The sequence below is a fragment of the Clostridium sp. L2-50 genome, assembly GCF_000154245.1.
Lineage (GTDB): Bacteria > Bacillota > Clostridia > Lachnospirales > Lachnospiraceae > Coprococcus.
Map to the genome: position 1 here is coordinate 62,351 of NZ_DS480323.1, position 18,309 is coordinate 80,659.

Consider the following 18,309-nt stretch of genomic DNA (forward strand, 5'->3'; position numbering starts at 1 on the left):
GCCCCATAGTCGTTCTCTAAAATATTTCAAAGGAGAATTGACTGTGAAACAGAATTTAATCAAAGATGTTATTCAGGGAATGTTGCCTTACCTGAACAACGCGCAAAATGAAAAATTGCAAGAGGTGTTGCGATATACTCTTGCAAAGTATGAGGTAACGGAAAATCAAAACAAAGAGAAATACTCGGAGCAGAACTATGTAGAGTTATTTCTATCGGCAAAGAGAATAGAGGGCTGTTCCGAGAAATCTCTTAAATACTATAAGGCAACTATTGAAGCCATGCTTGATGAACTTCAAAAAGATGTTAAACACATAGTAACAGACGATATACGCGGATACCTGACAGAATATCAAGAAAAGAAGAAGTCAAGTAAGGTTACGATAGACAATATTCGTCGTATTCTGTCCAGCTTTTTCTCTTGGTTAGAGGATGAAGATTACATACTGAAAAGCCCGGTTAGGCGCATACACAGAGTAAAAACTGGTACTAATATTAAGGAAACATACTCTGATGAAGCTTTGGAGCTTATGAGGGATAACTGCACAGAGCTTCGAGACTTGGCGATTATTGATATGCTTGCTTCAACGGGTATGCGTGTTGGCGAAATGGTGCTGCTCAACAGAGATGATATTGACTTTAATGAAAGAGAATGTGTTGTTTTTGGTAAAGGCAGTAAAGAGCGAGTGGTTTATTTTGATGCTCGCACAAAGATACATTTACAGAATTACTTGGAGAGCAGAAGGGACAATAATCCGGCACTGTTTGTTTCACTGAAATCACCGCACAAAAGATTGAAAATAGGCGGCGTTGAAGTCCGTCTGAGAGAATTTGGAAAGCAATTAGGACTTAACAAGGTACACCCGCACAAATTCAGGCGTACACTTGCAACTATGGCAATAGATAAAGGAATGCCCATTGAGCAGCTTCAACAGCTCTTGGGGCATAGAAAGATAGATACAACCTTGCAATATGCAATGGTCAAGCAGAGCAATGTTAAGATTGCTCATCGTAAATATATTGGATAGAGAGGAAAACGAATATGGCTGAATGGAACAATACATATCTTTCTGACGTTTTAGTAGATAAAGGCTATATAAGAGGACCATTTGGATCAGCACTTAAAAGAGGTGATATGAAAGATAATGGTATACCAGTATATGAACAACAACATGCTATCTATAATAGTAGACATTTTAGATATTATATTGATGAGCAAAAGTTCAATGAGATGAAGCGATTTCAGGTAAATACTGATGACTTAATAATAAGTTGTTCAGGGACAGTAGGAAAAGTTTCTATTATCAGAAGTGATGATCCCAAGGGGATTATTAGCCAAGCACTTTTGCTGTTAAGAGTAGATCAAAATAAGATATTGCCGTTGTATTTGAAATATTTCTTTACATCAAGAGATGGATATAATGCTATTGTTTCACGTTCAAGTGGTTCTGTACAAGTAAATATTGCCAAAAGAAATGTTATCGAACAGATACCGCTTATGCTACCAAAGATAGAAACTCAAAGGAAAATAGTTGAGATACTAAATTCTATCGATAAAAAAATTGAAGAAAATGAAGAAATAAACAATAATTTAGTGGCTTAAAGGTCAATGTCGGACACATCAAGTTCCCCGGACATAAGTTTTGGCAACAATGCATCACGAAGCTCTGATAGGTTAATATTTTCTTTTTGATTTGAAAGTATTGTATCAAACAAGGGCCTGCATAGGGAATCAAAGTCCTGTAACACAAGTTCGGATGGGATCATTACCTGTATCTTGCCAAACTGTGTTTTATTTAAGTTGACTATTGTGCTACCACTTTGCCCAAGTTTGTTGATAGTATCGGCTAATGTTTGCATTAATAGGTAGATATAATATACAGAGATACCTTCTTTGGGAATTATTGAGTTAATCTGTTGATTAGATTGACTCTCTTCGGATACCAAAGTTACCAGACCGGCTGTCCCTATACAACTTACGCATACAGTATTAGGTGGAAGTGTTTTCTTCGGTTGAGAAGCAACACCTGCATCTGAAAGATAACGCTCGGTAGAAACAATATAAACGCAGCCATGCATATCAGGAATTGTTATGAATGGAGTATTACCACCATAATATTCACTTTTCTTGGTAGAGGGTGTTTTTCCACATATGATTTCAGTTCCGAGATCATCAATTGTACCATCTGACCAGTCATCTGGCTTCGTTCCGTCAAAAGGTTCATAATTAACAAACCAAGAACGGTATATAGCCTGAGCTTGTTGCTCTAAATTATTGTTTATAACATATCCCATAACTTCTGTGGGTGGCGGGAGTTAATATCAGGGGACTTCCGCCCCATAGTCGTTCTCTAAAATATTTCAAAGGAGAATTGACTGTGAAACAGAATTTAATCAAAGATGTTATTCAGGGAATGTTGCCTTACCTGAACAACGCGCAAAATGAAAAATTGCAAGAGGTGTTGCGATATACTCTTGCAAAGTATGAGGTAACGGAAAATCAAAACAAAGAGAAATACTCGGAGCAGAACTATGTAGAGTTATTTCTATCGGCAAAGAGAATAGAGGGCTGTTCCGAGAAATCTCTTAAATACTATAAGGCAACTATTGAAGCCATGCTTGATGAACTTCAAAAAGATGTTAAACACATAGTAACAGACGATATACGCGGATACCTGACAGAATATCAAGAAAAGAAGAAGTCAAGTAAGGTTACGATAGACAATATTCGTCGTATTCTGTCCAGCTTTTTCTCTTGGTTAGAGGATGAAGATTACATACTGAAAAGCCCGGTTAGGCGCATACACAGAGTAAAAACTGGTACTAATATTAAGGAAACATACTCTGATGAAGCTTTGGAGCTTATGAGGGATAACTGCACAGAGCTTCGAGACTTGGCGATTATTGATATGCTTGCTTCAACGGGTATGCGTGTTGGCGAAATGGTGCTGCTCAACAGAGATGATATTGACTTTAATGAAAGAGAATGTGTTGTTTTTGGTAAAGGCAGTAAAGAGCGAGTGGTTTATTTTGATGCTCGCACAAAGATACATTTACAGAATTACTTGGAGAGCAGAAGGGACAATAATCCGGCACTGTTTGTTTCACTGAAATCACCGCACAAAAGATTGAAAATAGGCGGCGTTGAAGTCCGTCTGAGAGAATTTGGAAAGCAATTAGGACTTAACAAGGTACACCCGCACAAATTCAGGCGTACACTTGCAACTATGGCAATAGATAAAGGAATGCCCATTGAGCAGCTTCAACAGCTCTTGGGGCATAGAAAGATAGATACAACCTTGCAATATGCAATGGTCAAGCAGAGCAATGTTAAGATTGCTCATCGTAAATATATTGGATAGAGAGGAAAACGAATATGGCTGAATGGAACAATACATATCTTTCTGACGTTTTAGTAGATAAAGGCTATATAAGAGGACCATTTGGATCAGCACTTAAAAGAGGTGATATGAAAGATAATGGTATACCAGTATATGAACAACAACATGCTATCTATAATAGTAGACATTTTAGATATTATATTGATGAGCAAAAGTTCAATGAGATGAAGCGATTTCAGGTAAATACTGATGACTTAATAATAAGTTGTTCAGGGACAGTAGGAAAAGTTTCTATTATCAGAAGTGATGATCCCAAGGGGATTATTAGCCAAGCACTTTTGCTGTTAAGAGTAGATCAAAATAAGATATTGCCGTTGTATTTGAAATATTTCTTTACATCAAGAGATGGATATAATGCTATTGTTTCACGTTCAAGTGGTTCTGTACAAGTAAATATTGCCAAAAGAAATGTTATCGAACAGATACCGCTTATGCTACCAAAGATAGAAACTCAAAGGAAAATAGTTGAGATACTAAATTCTATCGATAAAAAAATTGAAGAAAATGAAGAAATAAACAATAATTTAGTGGCTTAAAGGTCAATGTCGGACACATCAAGTTCCCCGGACATAAGTTTTGGCAACAATGCATCACGAAGCTCTGATAGGTTAATATTTTCTTTTTGATTTGAAAGTATTGTATCAAACAAGGGCCTGCATAGGGAATCAAAGTCCTGTAACACAAGTTCGGATGGGATCATTACCTGTATCTTGCCAAACTGTGTTTTATTTAAGTTGACTATTGTGCTACCACTTTGCCCAAGTTTGTTGATAGTATCGGCTAATGTTTGCATTAATAGGTAGATATAATATACAGAGATACCTTCTTTGGGAATTATTGAGTTAATCTGTTGATTAGATTGACTCTCTTCGGATACCAAAGTTACCAGACCGGCTGTCCCTATACAACTTACGCATACAGTATTAGGTGGAAGTGTTTTCTTCGGTTGAGAAGCAACACCTGCATCTGAAAGATAACGCTCGGTAGAAACAATATAAACGCAGCCATGCATATCAGGAATTGTTATGAATGGAGTATTACCACCATAATATTCACTTTTCTTGGTAGAGGGTGTTTTTCCACATATGATTTCAGTTCCGAGATCATCAATTGTACCATCTGACCAGTCATCTGGCTTCGTTCCGTCAAAAGGTTCATAATTAACAAACCAAGAACGGTATATAGCCTGAGCTTGTTGCTCTAAATTATTGTTTATAATTTTCAAATGAATGAAAAAGGGAGGAAAAATATATGAAAAAACAGCCTATTTTAGCAATTTGTTATGATTTTGACAAAACCTTATCTCCAGAAGATATGCAAGCACAAGGATATATACAGTCGATTGAGTATGAAGTGGCAGATTTCTGGAAGGAATCAAATAAGTTAGCATCAGACAATGATATGGATCAAAATCTTGCTTATATGTATATGATGCGTGACAAATCAAGAGGAAAAGTATTATTCACAAAGGAAACATTACGTCAAGATGGTGGTAAGGTACGATTGTTTCCAGGGGTTAGCACATGGTTTGACAGAATTAACGAATATGGTAAAAGTAAGGGGGTTATTGTAGAACATTACATTATTTCATCTGGATTAAAAGAAATGATTGAAGGTACAGAGGTAGCAAAAGAGTTTAAGAAAATATATGCAAGTTCATTCTATTATAATGATGCAGGAGAAGCAGTATGGCCGGCACAGGTAGTTAATTATACCAATAAAACACAATTTTTGTTTAGAATAGAAAAGGGAGTGCTTGATGTAAATGATCAAGAAGTTAATTCTTTCTTTGAACCTAATCAGTATAGAGTGCCATTTAGAAATATGATTTATATTGGGGATAGTGATACGGATATTCCGTGCATGAAGCTTGTAAATATAAATGGAGGACATTCCATAGGAGTGTATGATTCTGATTCAAAGGATAAATCAAAGGTTTTCAGGATGCTTGATGAGAACAGGATAAAATATTTTGCTCCAGCTGATTATGAAGAAGATTCAACACTTGAACGATTGGTTAAAAAAATAATTGACAGAACTATCTCTAATGAAATTCTTGAAGAGATTCATTTTGATTGTGTATCAGAGAAAATATCTGAAACGAAAGGTCAAAGTGAAGAAGAACGCAAGAAAGAAGAATTAATAGATAAACTTGAAGATAGTGAAAGCTTTGCTAATACGCATACGGTTATAGGACAACTTTCAAAGATTAAAGACTGGTCGGTAAAGCAAAAAAATAAGTTATATAAAATTGCATTAGAAAACACACAAGTCATGTATATTTTGAAAGATAAGGATGTTAAGAAATTTTATAGCATGATTTGTAAGGATGATAATAACGAAGATGCTGTGAAGATAAAAGAAATTATATATGAAGAGTAATTAAGTTTACAAATGAGGAACAGAAAATATTTTTCTTATTGGAATATAACGAAAAATACAGGAGGTTGAACATGCCAAATTTATTTACAGAGGATACATATGAACAGGCAATCATTGAATTGTTTGAAAACATGGGCTATGACCACCTCTACGCTCCGGATTTTGATAGAGATTATACCAGTCCGATTCTGGATTCTATTCTGAGAGATAGTTTGGTGCGTATCAACCGTGGTCTGCCTGTAGAAGCTATTGATGAGGCAATGTCTAAATTAAAGAATTTTGATACCGGAAGCCTGCTGCAGAAGAATATGATATTCATGGATTATCTGCAAAATGGCGTTACGGTTAAGTTTTTTGTGAAGGGCGAGGAGCAATCGTCGATTGTACGTTTGATTGATTACCAAAATGTAAATAGCAACTCTTTCTATGTGGTAAATCAGTTTACGTTTTTAGAAAATGGAAATAACCGTCGTCCGGATATTATTCTATTTATTAACGGATTGCCTCTTGTTTTGATGGAATTGAAGAGCCCGGCTAAGGATGAAGTTGGAGCAGAAAATGCATTTCATCAGATTCGAAATTACATGCAGGATATTCCATCTATTTTCTATTATAATGCGATTTGTGTAATTAGTGATTTATCTACGAATAAGGCTGGAACTATCACCTCCGGATTAGATCGTTTTATGGAATGGAAAACAAAAGACGGTAATTATGAAGATACTGCGTATGCGTCCTTTGAAACTTTCTATGAGGGTATGTTCCAAAAGGAACGTTTGCTTGATATTTTGAAGAATTTTATTCTTTTTTCAGGCGTAAGCAGTAATCGTTTTAAAGTATTAGCAGGATACCATCAGTATTTTGCAGTACGTAAAGCTATTGAGAAAGCAAAGGTAGCAACAAAGACCGATGGTAAGGGTGGTGTGTTCTGGCATACACAGGGCTCTGGTAAGTCATTGTCGATGGTATTCTATGCACATTTATTGCAAGATGCATTAGATAGCCCGACCATCGTAGTTATGACAGACCGTATTGATTTGGATGATCAGCTCTATGCACAGTTTTCACAATGTGCAGATTTCTTGCGTCAAACACCGGTACAGGCGGAGAGCAAGGAACATCTGAAGTCACTTCTTGATGGCAGAAGTGCAAATGGAATTATATTTACTACGATGTTTAAATTTGAGCGTGGAGAGAAAGCTTTATCGGAACGCAGAAATATTGTTGTTATGGCGGATGAAGCACATCGTGGACAATATGGTTTTGATGAGAAAATCGTTATGTCAGAGAATGAAAACGGTGAAAAGGAAGCACATACGGTAATTGGTAATGCCCGTGTTATTCATGACGCATTGCCGAATGCTACATTTATTGGCTTTACTGGTACACCGATCTCAGCTAAGGACAGAAATACTCGTGAGGTTTTTGGTGACTATATCGATGTTTATGATATGACACAGGCCGTGGAAGATGGCGCTACTCGTCCGGTTTATTATGAAAGCCGTGTAGTTCATCTAAAGTTGGATGAGAATACGCTGGCGTTAATTGATTCCACTTATGATGTCTTGGAGCAACAATCCGATGCGCAAACGATCGAGAAGAGCAAAAAGATGCTTGGCCAGATGGAAAGCGTACTGGGAGCAGATTCTACGATTGAATCTCTTTGTGATGATATCGTTGAACATTATGAAAAATACAGAGCAAATCTTCTGACAGGGAAAGCCATGATTGTGGCGTATTCTCGCCCGATTGCAATGAAAATTTACCGCCGCATCTTAAAAATTAGACCTACATGGACAGATAAAGTTGGTGTGGTTATGACTGGTGGTAACAATGACCCGGAAGATTGGAAAGAGATTATCGGAACCAAAGCGCACAAAGAAGAACTCGCGAGGAAATTTAAAGATAATAATGATCCAATGAAAATAGCCATTGTTGTAGATATGTGGCTTACCGGATTTGACGTACCTTCTTTAGCTACCATGTATGTGTACAAGCCAATGCATGGCTATAATTTGATGCAGGCAATAGCTCGTGTTAACCGTGTATTCAAGGACAAAGAAGGTGGCTTGATCGTAGACTATGTTGGAATTGCGTCAGCTCTAAAGGCGGCGATGAAAGAATATACGAAACGCGATCAGTCTAAATATGGTGACATGAATATTGCAAAGATGGCCTATCCGAAGTTTCAAGAAAAGCTGCAGGTATGCAAGGATTTACTGCATGGCTTTGATTTTAGCGGCTTTGTAGGTGGTTCTCCGCTTACAATGGCTAAGCTTATTACGGGTGGTGTAAACTTTATTCTCGATGCAAGTGTACCAGAAAGAAAAGATTTGTTCTTGAAGGAAGCTATGCTTTTGAAACAGTCTCATTCGCTTTGTTCAAGTATGACAACAGAACAGGAAAGGCATGAAGCAGCTTATATGGAAGCTTTGCGATCTACGGTTATTAAGATCACTTACGGTGGTACCGGTGGAAAGAGCCTGTCGCTTACTGAGATTAACGATCAAATCAACGAACTTTTGAAAGCGGCAGTACAGAGCGAAGGTGTCATCAGCTTATTTGACAGCAGCAAAAGTGGTGGTGAAAATTTCAGCTTGTTTGATCCGGCAGTCCTGGATGAAATCTCTAGGATGAAGGAAAAAAATATAGCTGTCGAGATCTTGAAAAAACTCATGGCCGAGCAAGTGGCTCTTTACAAGAGAACAAATGTGGTACAGTCACAAAAATTCTCGGAAAAGATTGCACAACTGATGAACTCTTATTATAACGGACTAATCACCAATGAAGAAGTTATTAAAGAACTGCTGAAAACTGCAGAGGAAATTGCAAATCTCTATAAGAATGGTCAGAAACTGGGGCTTTCACAAGAAGAGCTTGCATTTTATGATGCCCTTACAAAACCAGAGCATATTAAGGATTTTTATAAGAATGATGAGTTGATTGCTTTGACAAGAGAACTTACAGAAATGCTTCGTAAGAATCGCACTATCGATTGGCAGAAGAAAGAAACTGCTAGAGCGCAGATGCGTAAGATGGTTAAGCGACTCCTCAAGAAATATAAGTATCCGCCGGAAGACTATGATTTTGCAATAAGCACAGTAATTAGTCAGTGTGAGCTTTGGACGGATAATGTGGAACCACGAAAAGAGGAAAAACTCTATAAATATGTATCTGAAATAGAACTAAGCAAGGTGGCAGAGGATACGGTTTCTTATGGAGAAAAGAAGTAATGGAGGTGCGATATGGATGCACGTAAAGGCAATATTTATGAGATATTGAACGGAAATAAGCAATTCTTGATTCCGGTTTATCAGAGATTCTACAGCTGGGATATAGATCAGTGTAAACGACTTTGGAACGATATTGTAGAGATGCAGAGAAAAGGTAAAGTGGGCCATTTTGTAGGTTCTATTGTTAATATTGCTGAACAGGCAATGCCAACAGGTGTTCAGAAATATATGATTATTGACGGCCAACAGCGAATGACTACCTTAACACTGCTTCTTCTGGCTTTGCGTGATTATGCAATAAAGAATCCGAATGACACAACAATCAATGCTCGTCGTATAGATAATATGCTTCTAAAAAACGAGTATGAAAGTGGTGATGAACGATATAAGTTACTGCTGACTGAAACAGATAGAGATATTCTTATAAGCCTTGTTGAGGAAAAGCCAATTGCAGAAGGCACTAGATCAAGACTGATTGAAAATTACAATTTTTTTGCTGGAAAACTTGCTGATAAAGAAATTCAGCCTGCAGAGGTATATGAGTCAATTGGAAAATTACAAATTGTTAATATCACATTAGATCGCGCTGTTGACGATGCACAGGCAATTTTTGAAAGTTTGAATTCTACTGGTAAGGAACTTTCTGAATCTGATTTGATTCGTAACTATGTTTTGATGGGATTAGAGCCATCTGAACAAACTTATGTATATGAACATCTTTGGCGGCCTATGGAACAGCTGTTTATCTATGAAACGCAAGGAACGGTAATGGATGCTTTCTTCCGCCATTACTTGACCATGAAACTTTCTCGTATTCCAAAGCAAGGACGTGTATATGAAGAATTTAAATTGTATCATTTGAATTGTGAATTTGGAACTATCAGAGAATTATGTCAAGATTTGCTTGAATATGCAAAATATTATACAAATATTGTATTCAAGCGAAATACTGACACGGATTTAAAGAAGTTATATGAGGACATTATCGATTTAAGAATGGAAGTATCTTACCCGTTCTTGCTGAAAATTCATCATGACTGCGTAGAAGGACTAATTACATCAGATGAACTGAAGAAAATTTTGAAGCTTTGTATTAGCTATGTTCTGAGACGTGCAATTTGTGAGATCCCGACCAACTCAATGAACAAAACCTTTGCAACATTGAAGAATTATATTAGACCAGATGATTATCTGAATTCTATTAAGGCATTTTTCGTGATGCAGGATACATATAAAGAATTCCCAGATGACGATAAGTTTGAAGATGCATTTGTAAGCCGTGATATTTATAATATGCGTGCTAGAAATTATATTCTCAGTCGTTTGGAAAACTTTGAAAACAAAGCTCCGATTATAATAGAGAATTACACCATTGAGCATATTATGCCGCAGAACAAAAATCTTTCTTTAGAGTGGCAAGCTGATCTTGGTACTGAGTGGCAAGAGGTTCAGAAAAAGTATTTACATACAATTGGCAATCTTACTTTGACTGCATATAATTCTGAAATGAGTGACAGGCCTTTCTTGGAAAAGATGGATATGCCGGGTGGATTCAAAGAAAGTGCACTTAGGCTTAATAAATATGTGGTTTTGCAAAATAAGTGGAATGAAAAACATATCCAAGAGAGGGCAAACGAATTAGCAAAGAAAGCAGAATCTATTTGGCCATATCCAACTTTAACAGTTGCAGAACTTGCGCCATATCAAGTAGAAGATAAAACAGTGCAGAAATATTCCTTGGAAACATATGATGTGAATGCTTTTACAAGAATACTATTCGAGTCTTTAGATAAGCGCATTATGAACTTATCCCCTGCGGTTAAGAAGGAATATAAAAAGTTGTATGTTGCCTATAAACTAGATACTAATTTTGTTGATATTGTTTTTCAGAAACAAAGATTGCGTATCTCGATTAATATGAAGTTTTCAGAGATTAATGACCCTAATGGTATTTGCAAAGATATTACTGGCTTAGGACGTTGGGGAAATGGCGATGTAGAATTGTTTATGGAGCATCAGGATGAATTAGAGCAAATCATGGAAATTGTGAAACAATCCTTTGATGCACAGGCAGAGTGATGATTTCTGAATAGGCCAAGTCGAAAGCTCTCCCGACGGCTAACATCAAGTAGGACGTATCGTGTCATGTGGAGACTATAATAGGGCTACGTCGTACAGATTCGTGAAAATCCTTGAATTTACGCACTTTTGCAGCTTTTTCAATTTCGGCAGAACCGATGTGAAAAGGAATAAAAAGCAGATAGTGGACAGAATTCATGTCGTTGTCGGCTATAGAGTCGACACGAGGGACACAATATTCTTTGATGAATAAAAGTGAATAAAATAGCCAATTTGGCAGGGATATTTAATTACAAATATTGAATATCCCTGCCTTTTATTTTTCTATTCAAGGAGGTGCCTATATGTTAAAGATAAGGCTTCAAGGGACAAAAAATGACATACGCTGGTTTGTACGTTTACTTCAGAGAGATAAGCGATTTGACGTGAATAATGTTTCGACTTTTTTCGATAATGTTGGAACAGATAAATATAAACGTGTGTATGCAGAAGTATCAAGAAAGAAAAAGGATTCTGGTAAGAAACCAAGTAACGTTATGCAGGTAGAAGAAAAATGCCACTATGTAGGAAGTGGCATGGTGATTCGATAGAAATGGAGGTACAGACTTGAAAGTACAGGAGGGATACCGACTTGGCAGCATTGTTCGCAGAGATTTTTGCCCTGCGTTACAAATAGATGCAGATTCCGAGCAGGTTGTAACTTCAATGCTGAATCAGAATTTTGTCCCCATCGTTGATGGCCGGAATGCTCTATGCGGGATTCTGACAAGGAAACGGCTGATTGAATTTCTGGCACAAGCTCGTGATAAAAAAGAATAAGTCCTGCATCTTTAGACGGTCTTAATACAGATGCGCATTCTCTTTTACTTTCTTTACTCCCTTTGATTTATAATTAAGGGCACATAAAGGGGTATAAAGGAGGATTGCAGTTATGGGAGTAGTGTTGTTAAAAAGGAAGTTGACTTCGTTTCAAATTATCATCCTCGGGTTTTCCGGTGTGATCCTTTTCGGCACCTTCCTTTTAATGTTGCCGTTTTCCAGCCGAAGCGGACTGGCAACGCCTTTCTCGGATGCATTGTTTACTTCTACCTCAGCAGTTTGTGTAACCGGACTCATTATACATGATACGGCAACATACTGGTCGGCCTTCGGCCAGTTTGTCATTTTACTGCTGATTCAGATTGGAGGCATGGGGGTTATTACCATAGCCGCATCTTTTGCAATGATTTCCGGTCGGAAGATTTCTTTGATGCAGCGCTGTACCATGCAGGAGGCGATTTCAGCGCCAAAGGTAGGGGGAATCGTTCGCTTGACTGGCTTTATCGTCAGGGTGACACTGGTGATGGAACTGCTGTGTGCAGCCGTGATGGCGCCGGTGTTTTGCCGTGATTTCGGGAAAAAGGGACTTTGGATGGCACTGTTTCATTCCGTGTCCGCTTTTTGTAACGCAGGCTTTGATCTATTGGGTGTGCGCACTCCCTTTTCCTCCCTGACCAGCTATGCAGCAAATCCAGTCATAAACTTTACTATTATGTTCTTAATTGTGTTTGGAGGCATTGGCTTTCTGACTTGGGATGATATTCGGACAAATCGATTGCATTTGCACAAATATCGGATGCAGAGTAAGGTGATTCTTTGTACCACAGCGGTTTTATTGATCGTTCCGGCAATTTACTTTTATTTTTTTGAGTTTGCTGATCTTACCCGAAAGGAACGGCTTTTATCTTCTCTTTTTCAAGCTGTGACACCACGAACGGCGGGTTTTAATACGGTGGATTTAACTGATTTGAGTGAGGCCGGACAATTTATCACCATTGCGCTGATGCTGATCGGCGGTAGTCCCGGGTCTACCGCAGGCGGTTTGAAAACAACAACCATTGCTGTTTTGCTTACTACTGCGATTTCTACCTTTCGGCGCAGAGAAAATGCCAACCTCTTTGGACGTCGCATTGATGATGATGTCGTAAAAAATGCAGCGACAATTTCGCTTATGTATATCACGCTATGTTGTACCGGTGGGCTTATCATCAGCGTTTCCGAAGGACTTCCCATGCTTACCTGCCTTTTTGAAACTGCCTCAGCTGTTGGCACAGTCGGCCTGTCCCTGGGAATTACGCCGGAACTGAATCTGCTCTCACGGAGTGTTTTGATTCTGCTGATGTTTTTTGGACGAGTCGGTGGCCTTACATTAATTTTTGCGGCCTTGTCCAGTGCACAAAAGAAAGTTTCAAAACTACCAAAGGAAAAAATAACAGTAGGATAAAGGAGACATTATGAAATCAATTCTTCTAATTGGTCTGGGGCGATTTGGAAAGCATATTGCCCTGCACTTAAATCATTTGGGCCATCAAGTGATGGCGGTAGATACTTCGGAGGAACGTGTAGAGGCTGTTCTGCCCCTTGTTACCAATGCACAGATTGGAGACAGTACGAATGCCGATTTCTTGGAATCTCTCGGTGTTCGCAACTATGATGTATGCATTGTGGCCATCGGCAACAACTTTCAAAGTTCACTGGAAACAACTTCTCTGCTCAGTGAATTAGGAGCGAGGTTTGTAGTTTCCAGAGCTGCAACTGATGTTCAGGAAAAATTTTTGCTGCGTAACGGTGCAAATGAAGTAGTCTACCCGGAAAAACAGCTCGCAAAGTGGACAGCAATCCGTTACAGTGCGGATCACATTCTCGATTACATAGAACTGGATGAAAATCATGCCATGTTTGAGATTCCCATTCCCAAAGATTGGGCGGACCATTCGATTGGAGAGCTTGATATTCGTAAAAAATTCAATATTAACATTATGGGAATCAAGAAAAGCGGCAAGCTGGAGTTATCTATTACTTCAGACACAGTGCTGAAAGCAGGAGATACCATGTTGGCGTTAGGAAGTAACAGAAATTTGCAAAAGTGCTTTCATACTTGATTTTAAGAAAAATCAAAGGAATTGGGGGTGAATCCATGCAGGATGTTATTTTACTTGTAAGTACATCAGCCATATTTATTTTTGGGGATTTTCTGATGAATAAACTGGATGTTTTTCTGGAAAACAATTTTGAGCCGATTACCCAGAATCAAATCACACAAATAGCACTATGGAGGGATTCCAAAAAATTACCTGTCGTCGATTTTTTCATTGGATGCCTGAACAAATTTGCCGTGGATCAGTCGCAGATGTAGGCTTTGACGTTGTGTGTTATAATATTGAAAAAGGAAATCGCTTTTACTTGAGTGACAGATAGGAGGGTTAAAATGGAACTGCCAAGACAAGATCCGGATCAGCGTCTTCGTGTGATCCGTAACGATGCATCCACTAAGAAAAGCGGAAAACTCAAAATCTTTTTCGGTTATGCCGCAGGTGTCGGAAAGACCTATGCCATGCTTCAGGCGGCTCATCAGGCTAAGGAGCGTGGCATCGATGTGGTTGCTGGATACATAGAACCCCATGCCCGACCCCAGACGATGGCACTTCTGGACGGTTTGGAGCAGCTTCCTGTGAAACAAGTTGCTTACGAAGGAATGACCTTTCGTGAATTTGATATTGATGCTGCACTCAAGCGAAATCCTCAGCTCATACTGGTGGATGAGTTGGCCCATACCAATGCCGAAAGCAGTCGGCACACGAAGCGGTATCAGGATGTTCAGGAACTGCTAAATACTGGAATTGATGTCTATACGACTGTAAATGTCCAACATATTGAGAGTCTCAACGATACAGTAGCCTCTATCACCGGAATTCTTGTGCGGGAGCGTATTCCGGATTCCACCTTTGATCAAGCAGATCAGGTAGAACTGGTGGATATTGAGCCTGCGGAGTTGCTGGAACGACTGGCAAGTGGAAATGTGTACCGGGAAGATCAGGCGCAGCGGGCAACAGTTAATTTTTTCACGCTGGAAAATCTCACCGCATTGCGGGAAATCGCCCTCCGTCGGTGCGCTGACCGGGTGAACTTGCTGACGGAAAGCGCCAGAGTACAGAGCCGAGGCGATTACCATACAGACGAGCGCATTCTGGCATGTCTTTCCTCGTCGCCATCCAACGCAAAAATCATTCGGACTGCTGCAAGGATGGCAAGAGCCTTTCGGGGAACATTTACCGCTCTTTATGTGGAAACGACAAATACAGCGGCGATGAGTGACGATGATAAAAAACGTTTGCAGGATAATAAGCGTCTGGCTCAGCAACTTGGCGCTGCGATTGAGACAAGTTATGGCGATGACGTGCCTTATCAGATTGCGGAATTTGCCCGTCTTTCCGGCATCTCAAAAATCGTAATTGGACGAAGTACCATTGCACGAAAGAATATTTTCAGCAAGCCCACCTTGACGGAACGCCTGATTTCCAGCGTACCTAATCTGGATATTCATGTGATACCGGATGCCAGCACAGGAACCAGCTATCAGGAAAAAAAGAGTAAGGCGCAGGTAGATGCGATGCCCCTGCGTGATGTTCTGAAGAGTATAGCTGTATTGCTGGTAGCTACACTAATTGGCTGTGGCTTTGACGCTCTTGGGTTCACGGAGAGTAATATTATCGCAGTTTATATATTAGGCGTACTTGTGACCGCTGTAATCACAACCAACCGACTGTGCGGGATTCTGACCTCGGTTGTCAGTGTGCTGGTTTTCAATTTCTTTTTTACCACTCCGAGACTGACATTCCATTTTGACGATCCGAACTATATTATTACCTTTACCATTATGTTTATAGTAACACTGCTTTCCGGATCTCTCGCTACCCGGCTGAAAGAAAATGCGAAACAATCTGCCCATACAGCTTACCGTACAAAGATTCTTTTTGAAACCAACCAGCTTCTGCAAAAAGAGCAGGATGAGAATGCGGTAATCACCGCTACGGCAGGGCAGCTCATGAAGCTGCTGAAAAAAGATATTGTGGTCTACCTGTCTGATGGTAAAGAACTTGCCACCCCTAACGTTTTTCGTGCTGTTAATAGCATTCAGGAAGATTTAATTTCTGAGAACGAGAAAGCAGTCGCCGATTGGGCCTTCCGAAACAATAAACACGCCGGTGCCACAACAGATACATTATCCAGTGCAAAGTGTTTATACCTTGCGATTCGGGTTAACCAGAATGTATATGGAGTAGCTGGTATTGCTGTGAACGGTACTCCATTGGACTCTTTTGAAAATAGCGTGCTTCTTTCCATTCTTGGCGAGTGCGCATTGGCGCTGGAAAACATCAAAAATGCCAAGGAGAAGGAGGAAGCGGCTGTCCTGGCACAAAATGAACAACTTCGTGCCAACCTGCTGCGGGCAATCTCCCATGATCTTCGGACGCCTTTGACAGCGATTTCCGGCAGCGCAGACAATTTGCTTGCAAATTATAAAAAAATGGACGATGCACTACGGGAGCAGACCTTTACTGATATTTATGACGATTCCATGTGGCTAATCAATCTGGTTGAAAATTTGTTAGCAGTCACACGAATTGAGGGCGGACAGGTCAATCTAACTCGGAGTATCGAACTCATGGATGAGGTCGTTTCTGAAGCGCTGAAGCACATCAACAGAAAAAGTAAAGAACACACCATTCGTGTGACCAGCGGTAAAGACTTTATCCTTGCCCTCATTGACGCGAAGCTGATCGTTCAGGTGATTATCAATTTGGTTGACAACGCCATCAAATATACCCCTGTCGGTTCAGTAATTGAAATACACACCGATCAAAAAGAGCAATGGGTCACGGTTTCCGTTTCCGACAACGGCCCTGGGATTCCCGATGAGCAGAAACCCCGTATTTTCGATATGTTTTATAGTGGGGCCAATAAAGTGGTCGACAGCCGCAGAAGCCTTGGATTGGGGCTGTCCCTCTGTAAGTCCATTGTGACCGCCCACGGCGGCACGATTTCCGTATCAGACAATCAGCCAAATGGCACTGCTTTTAAATTTACATTACCTGCAGAGGAGGTAGAACTTCATGAATAAACCTTTGATATTAGTGGTTGAGGATGACCCGTCTGTACGAAATCTCATTACGACCACTTTAAAAACAAATGATTATCGTTATGTGGTAGCACCTAATGGCTCGGCAGCCATTATGGAGGCCACATCGCACAATCCTGAAATCATCTTACTGGATTTGGGCTTGCCGGATATGGATGGCATTCAAGTCATTCAAACGGTTCGCTCTTGGTCCAATGTTCCGATTATTGTAATCAGCGCCCGAAGCGAGGATAACGATAAAATCAAGGCGCTGGATGCCGGAGCGGATGATTATTTGACAAAGCCCTTTTCGGTAGAAGAACTGCTGGCACGACTTCGGGTGACGCAGCGAAGACTCTCTCTGATGACGGCAGAGATGTTTACTGCCAGTTCTGTATTTGTGAATGGTAAGTTGAAAGTGGATTATGCCGGGGGATGCGCTTATCTGGATGAAAACGAACTTCACCTGACACCCATTGAGTATAAGCTGTTGTGTCTGCTGTCCAAGAATGTCGGCAAGGTACTGACCCATACCTTTATCACACAAAATATCTGGGGCCGCAGTTGGGATAACGATGTGGCTTCGCTGCGGGTATTTATGGCAACATTGCGAAAAAAACTGGAGCCAACAGAGGAGTCTCCACAATATATTCAAACACATATTGGTGTGGGCTACCGTATGATGAAAATAGAATAACGCTATAAGGACGGCCAGTGTTCTCTATGAAAAATAGACGATTGAGTTTCGGATTGCCCTAATCATTTTTTGATTTTTAGGAATAAGCACTCCAAACACAAAACCGTTGCTATTTAACAGCGATGATTTGCGCTTGAGATGTCGCGGCGGTTGAAACCAAACATTTCTGCCGCCCTCCTCCTCCGGGCAAGTATAACATTGCATCGGCATTATCGTTCCATGTAATTCAGTATAATAATGGCTGTTCTTGGCGCGCCAGTTTTCCCTCACGGAAATCTGGCGTTTTTTGTTGCCATTTTTTCGGAGGTGACCCGGTTGCCTGCCGGTGTCGGTCTCCGCCTCCATTCGATTCACCCGTCAATCATCCGTGAATCGAAATGGAGGTACATAATGAAGAAAATTAACCTTCGGGAACTTTATCCTGAAGTTTATACAAGTAGGAGAAGAAGTTTATATCAGTATGATAAATAAAGCTGAAAAATATTGTTGGTTTATGACGCCATATCTAATCATAACAGATGAAATGACGCATGAAAAATAAATTTTGTTGAGGTTAAATTGAGATTGACTTTGTATTGTA

At 39.7% G+C, this 18,309-nt stretch carries 17 protein-coding genes; 14 read left to right on the forward strand and 3 right to left on the reverse strand.

Features of this window, described 5'->3' with window-relative positions:
- The first annotated feature begins 43 nt into the window (after positions 1-43).
- Positions 44-1,027: a site-specific tyrosine recombinase/integron integrase gene (gene xerA, locus CLOL250_RS09110; protein WP_044945786.1), complete on the forward strand. Its 984-nt coding sequence runs from the start codon at positions 44-46 to the stop codon at positions 1,025-1,027.
- Between the two features lie 14 nt (positions 1,028-1,041).
- A complete protein-coding gene (locus CLOL250_RS09115; protein WP_008402095.1) occupies positions 1,042-1,602 on the forward strand; it encodes a restriction endonuclease subunit S in 561 nt (186 codons plus the stop codon).
- Here CLOL250_RS09115 and CLOL250_RS09120 read toward each other — a convergent pair.
- Positions 1,599-2,294 (reverse strand): restriction endonuclease subunit S, encoded by a 696-nt coding sequence (locus CLOL250_RS09120; protein ID WP_008402096.1) that lies wholly within the window; start codon positions 2,292-2,294, stop codon positions 1,599-1,601. The two genes, CLOL250_RS09115 and CLOL250_RS09120, sit on opposite strands and share 4 nt — an antisense overlap.
- A gap of 83 nt (positions 2,295-2,377) precedes the next feature.
- Between CLOL250_RS09120 and xerA (CLOL250_RS09125) the strand changes: the two genes are divergently transcribed.
- Positions 2,378-3,361: a site-specific tyrosine recombinase/integron integrase gene (xerA, locus tag CLOL250_RS09125; RefSeq protein WP_044945786.1), complete on the forward strand. Its 984-nt coding sequence runs from the start codon at positions 2,378-2,380 to the stop codon at positions 3,359-3,361.
- A 14-nt stretch (positions 3,362-3,375) separates the two neighbouring features.
- Positions 3,376-3,936, forward strand: coding sequence for a restriction endonuclease subunit S (locus CLOL250_RS09130; protein WP_008402095.1), 561 nt, complete (start codon positions 3,376-3,378; stop codon positions 3,934-3,936).
- On the opposite strand, the gene CLOL250_RS09135 is transcribed toward CLOL250_RS09130, so the two are convergent.
- Complete coding sequence (locus tag CLOL250_RS09135; protein WP_008402097.1) at positions 3,933-4,625, reverse strand: restriction endonuclease subunit S; 693 nt, start codon at positions 4,623-4,625, stop codon at positions 3,933-3,935. The two genes, CLOL250_RS09130 and CLOL250_RS09135, sit on opposite strands and share 4 nt — an antisense overlap.
- A gap of 26 nt (positions 4,626-4,651) precedes the next feature.
- Between CLOL250_RS09135 and CLOL250_RS09140 the strand changes: the two genes are divergently transcribed.
- The 10 genes from CLOL250_RS09140 to CLOL250_RS09185 all read left to right on the forward strand — a co-directional run bounded on the left by CLOL250_RS09140 (position 4,652) and on the right by CLOL250_RS09185 (position 17,729).
- A complete protein-coding gene (locus CLOL250_RS09140) occupies positions 4,652-5,782 on the forward strand; it encodes an HAD family hydrolase (protein ID WP_008402099.1) in 1,131 nt (376 codons plus the stop codon).
- Positions 5,783-5,853: 71 nt separating this feature from the next.
- Complete coding sequence (locus CLOL250_RS09145; protein WP_008402101.1) at positions 5,854-9,015, forward strand: type I restriction endonuclease subunit R; 3,162 nt, start codon at positions 5,854-5,856, stop codon at positions 9,013-9,015.
- 12 nt (positions 9,016-9,027) lie between these two features.
- Positions 9,028-11,094, forward strand: a complete 2,067-nt coding sequence (locus tag CLOL250_RS09150) for a DUF262 and DUF1524 domain-containing protein (RefSeq protein WP_008402102.1) — start codon at positions 9,028-9,030, stop codon at positions 11,092-11,094.
- Between the two features lie 344 nt (positions 11,095-11,438).
- A complete protein-coding gene (locus tag CLOL250_RS09155; protein ID WP_008402103.1) occupies positions 11,439-11,684 on the forward strand; it encodes a hypothetical protein in 246 nt (81 codons plus the stop codon).
- A 16-nt stretch (positions 11,685-11,700) separates the two neighbouring features.
- Positions 11,701-11,913, forward strand: a complete 213-nt coding sequence (locus tag CLOL250_RS09160) for a hypothetical protein (RefSeq protein ID WP_008402104.1) — start codon at positions 11,701-11,703, stop codon at positions 11,911-11,913.
- Positions 11,914-12,025: 112 nt separating this feature from the next.
- Positions 12,026-13,357: a TrkH family potassium uptake protein gene (locus tag CLOL250_RS09165; protein WP_008402105.1), complete on the forward strand. Its 1,332-nt coding sequence runs from the start codon at positions 12,026-12,028 to the stop codon at positions 13,355-13,357.
- A gap of 10 nt (positions 13,358-13,367) precedes the next feature.
- Positions 13,368-14,015, forward strand: a complete 648-nt coding sequence (locus tag CLOL250_RS09170; protein ID WP_008402106.1) for a potassium channel family protein — start codon at positions 13,368-13,370, stop codon at positions 14,013-14,015.
- Positions 14,012-14,269 carry a hypothetical protein gene (locus tag CLOL250_RS09175; protein WP_008402107.1) on the forward strand — a complete coding sequence of 86 codons (258 nt, stop codon included), beginning with the start codon at positions 14,012-14,014 and terminating at the stop codon, positions 14,267-14,269. Before CLOL250_RS09170 ends, CLOL250_RS09175 begins: the two co-directional genes overlap by 4 nt.
- Positions 14,270-14,341: 72 nt before the next feature.
- Positions 14,342-17,035 carry a sensor histidine kinase gene (locus CLOL250_RS09180; RefSeq protein ID WP_008402108.1) on the forward strand — a complete coding sequence of 898 codons (2,694 nt, stop codon included), beginning with the start codon at positions 14,342-14,344 and terminating at the stop codon, positions 17,033-17,035.
- Positions 17,028-17,729: a response regulator gene (locus tag CLOL250_RS09185; RefSeq protein WP_008402109.1), complete on the forward strand. Its 702-nt coding sequence runs from the start codon at positions 17,028-17,030 to the stop codon at positions 17,727-17,729. The genes CLOL250_RS09180 and CLOL250_RS09185 overlap by 8 nt, the downstream gene beginning before the upstream one ends.
- Before the next feature lie 24 nt (positions 17,730-17,753).
- Here the strand turns inward: CLOL250_RS09185 and CLOL250_RS13550 are convergent, their stop codons facing one another.
- Positions 17,754-18,074, reverse strand: a complete 321-nt coding sequence (locus tag CLOL250_RS13550; RefSeq protein WP_008402110.1) for a hypothetical protein — start codon at positions 18,072-18,074, stop codon at positions 17,754-17,756.
- Positions 18,075-18,309: the final 235 nt, after the last annotated feature.

What these genes read in the sequence shown, in the direction of transcription:
- CLOL250_RS09145 (WP_008402101.1), top strand. Translation starts at nt 5,854, where the DNA reads ATGCCAAATTTATTTACAGAGGATACATATGAACAGGCAATCATTGAA.
- CLOL250_RS09155 (WP_008402103.1), top strand. Translation starts at nt 11,439, where the DNA reads ATGTTAAAGATAAGGCTTCAAGGGACAAAAAATGACATACGCTGGTTT.
- CLOL250_RS09185 (WP_008402109.1), top strand. Translation starts at nt 17,028, where the DNA reads ATGAATAAACCTTTGATATTAGTGGTTGAGGATGACCCGTCTGTACGA.
- CLOL250_RS09130 (WP_008402095.1), top strand. Translation starts at nt 3,376, where the DNA reads ATGGCTGAATGGAACAATACATATCTTTCTGACGTTTTAGTAGATAAA.
- CLOL250_RS13550 (WP_008402110.1), bottom strand. Translation starts at nt 18,074, where the DNA reads ATGGAGGCGGAGACCGACACCGGCAGGCAACCGGGTCACCTCCGAAAA.
- CLOL250_RS09120 (WP_008402096.1), bottom strand. Translation starts at nt 2,294, where the DNA reads ATGGGATATGTTATAAACAATAATTTAGAGCAACAAGCTCAGGCTATA.
- CLOL250_RS09115 (WP_008402095.1), top strand. Translation starts at nt 1,042, where the DNA reads ATGGCTGAATGGAACAATACATATCTTTCTGACGTTTTAGTAGATAAA.
- CLOL250_RS09140 (WP_008402099.1), top strand. Translation starts at nt 4,652, where the DNA reads ATGAAAAAACAGCCTATTTTAGCAATTTGTTATGATTTTGACAAAACC.
- CLOL250_RS09170 (WP_008402106.1), top strand. Translation starts at nt 13,368, where the DNA reads ATGAAATCAATTCTTCTAATTGGTCTGGGGCGATTTGGAAAGCATATT.
- CLOL250_RS09180 (WP_008402108.1), top strand. Translation starts at nt 14,342, where the DNA reads ATGGAACTGCCAAGACAAGATCCGGATCAGCGTCTTCGTGTGATCCGT.
- CLOL250_RS09150 (WP_008402102.1), top strand. Translation starts at nt 9,028, where the DNA reads ATGGATGCACGTAAAGGCAATATTTATGAGATATTGAACGGAAATAAG.
- CLOL250_RS09165 (WP_008402105.1), top strand. Translation starts at nt 12,026, where the DNA reads ATGGGAGTAGTGTTGTTAAAAAGGAAGTTGACTTCGTTTCAAATTATC.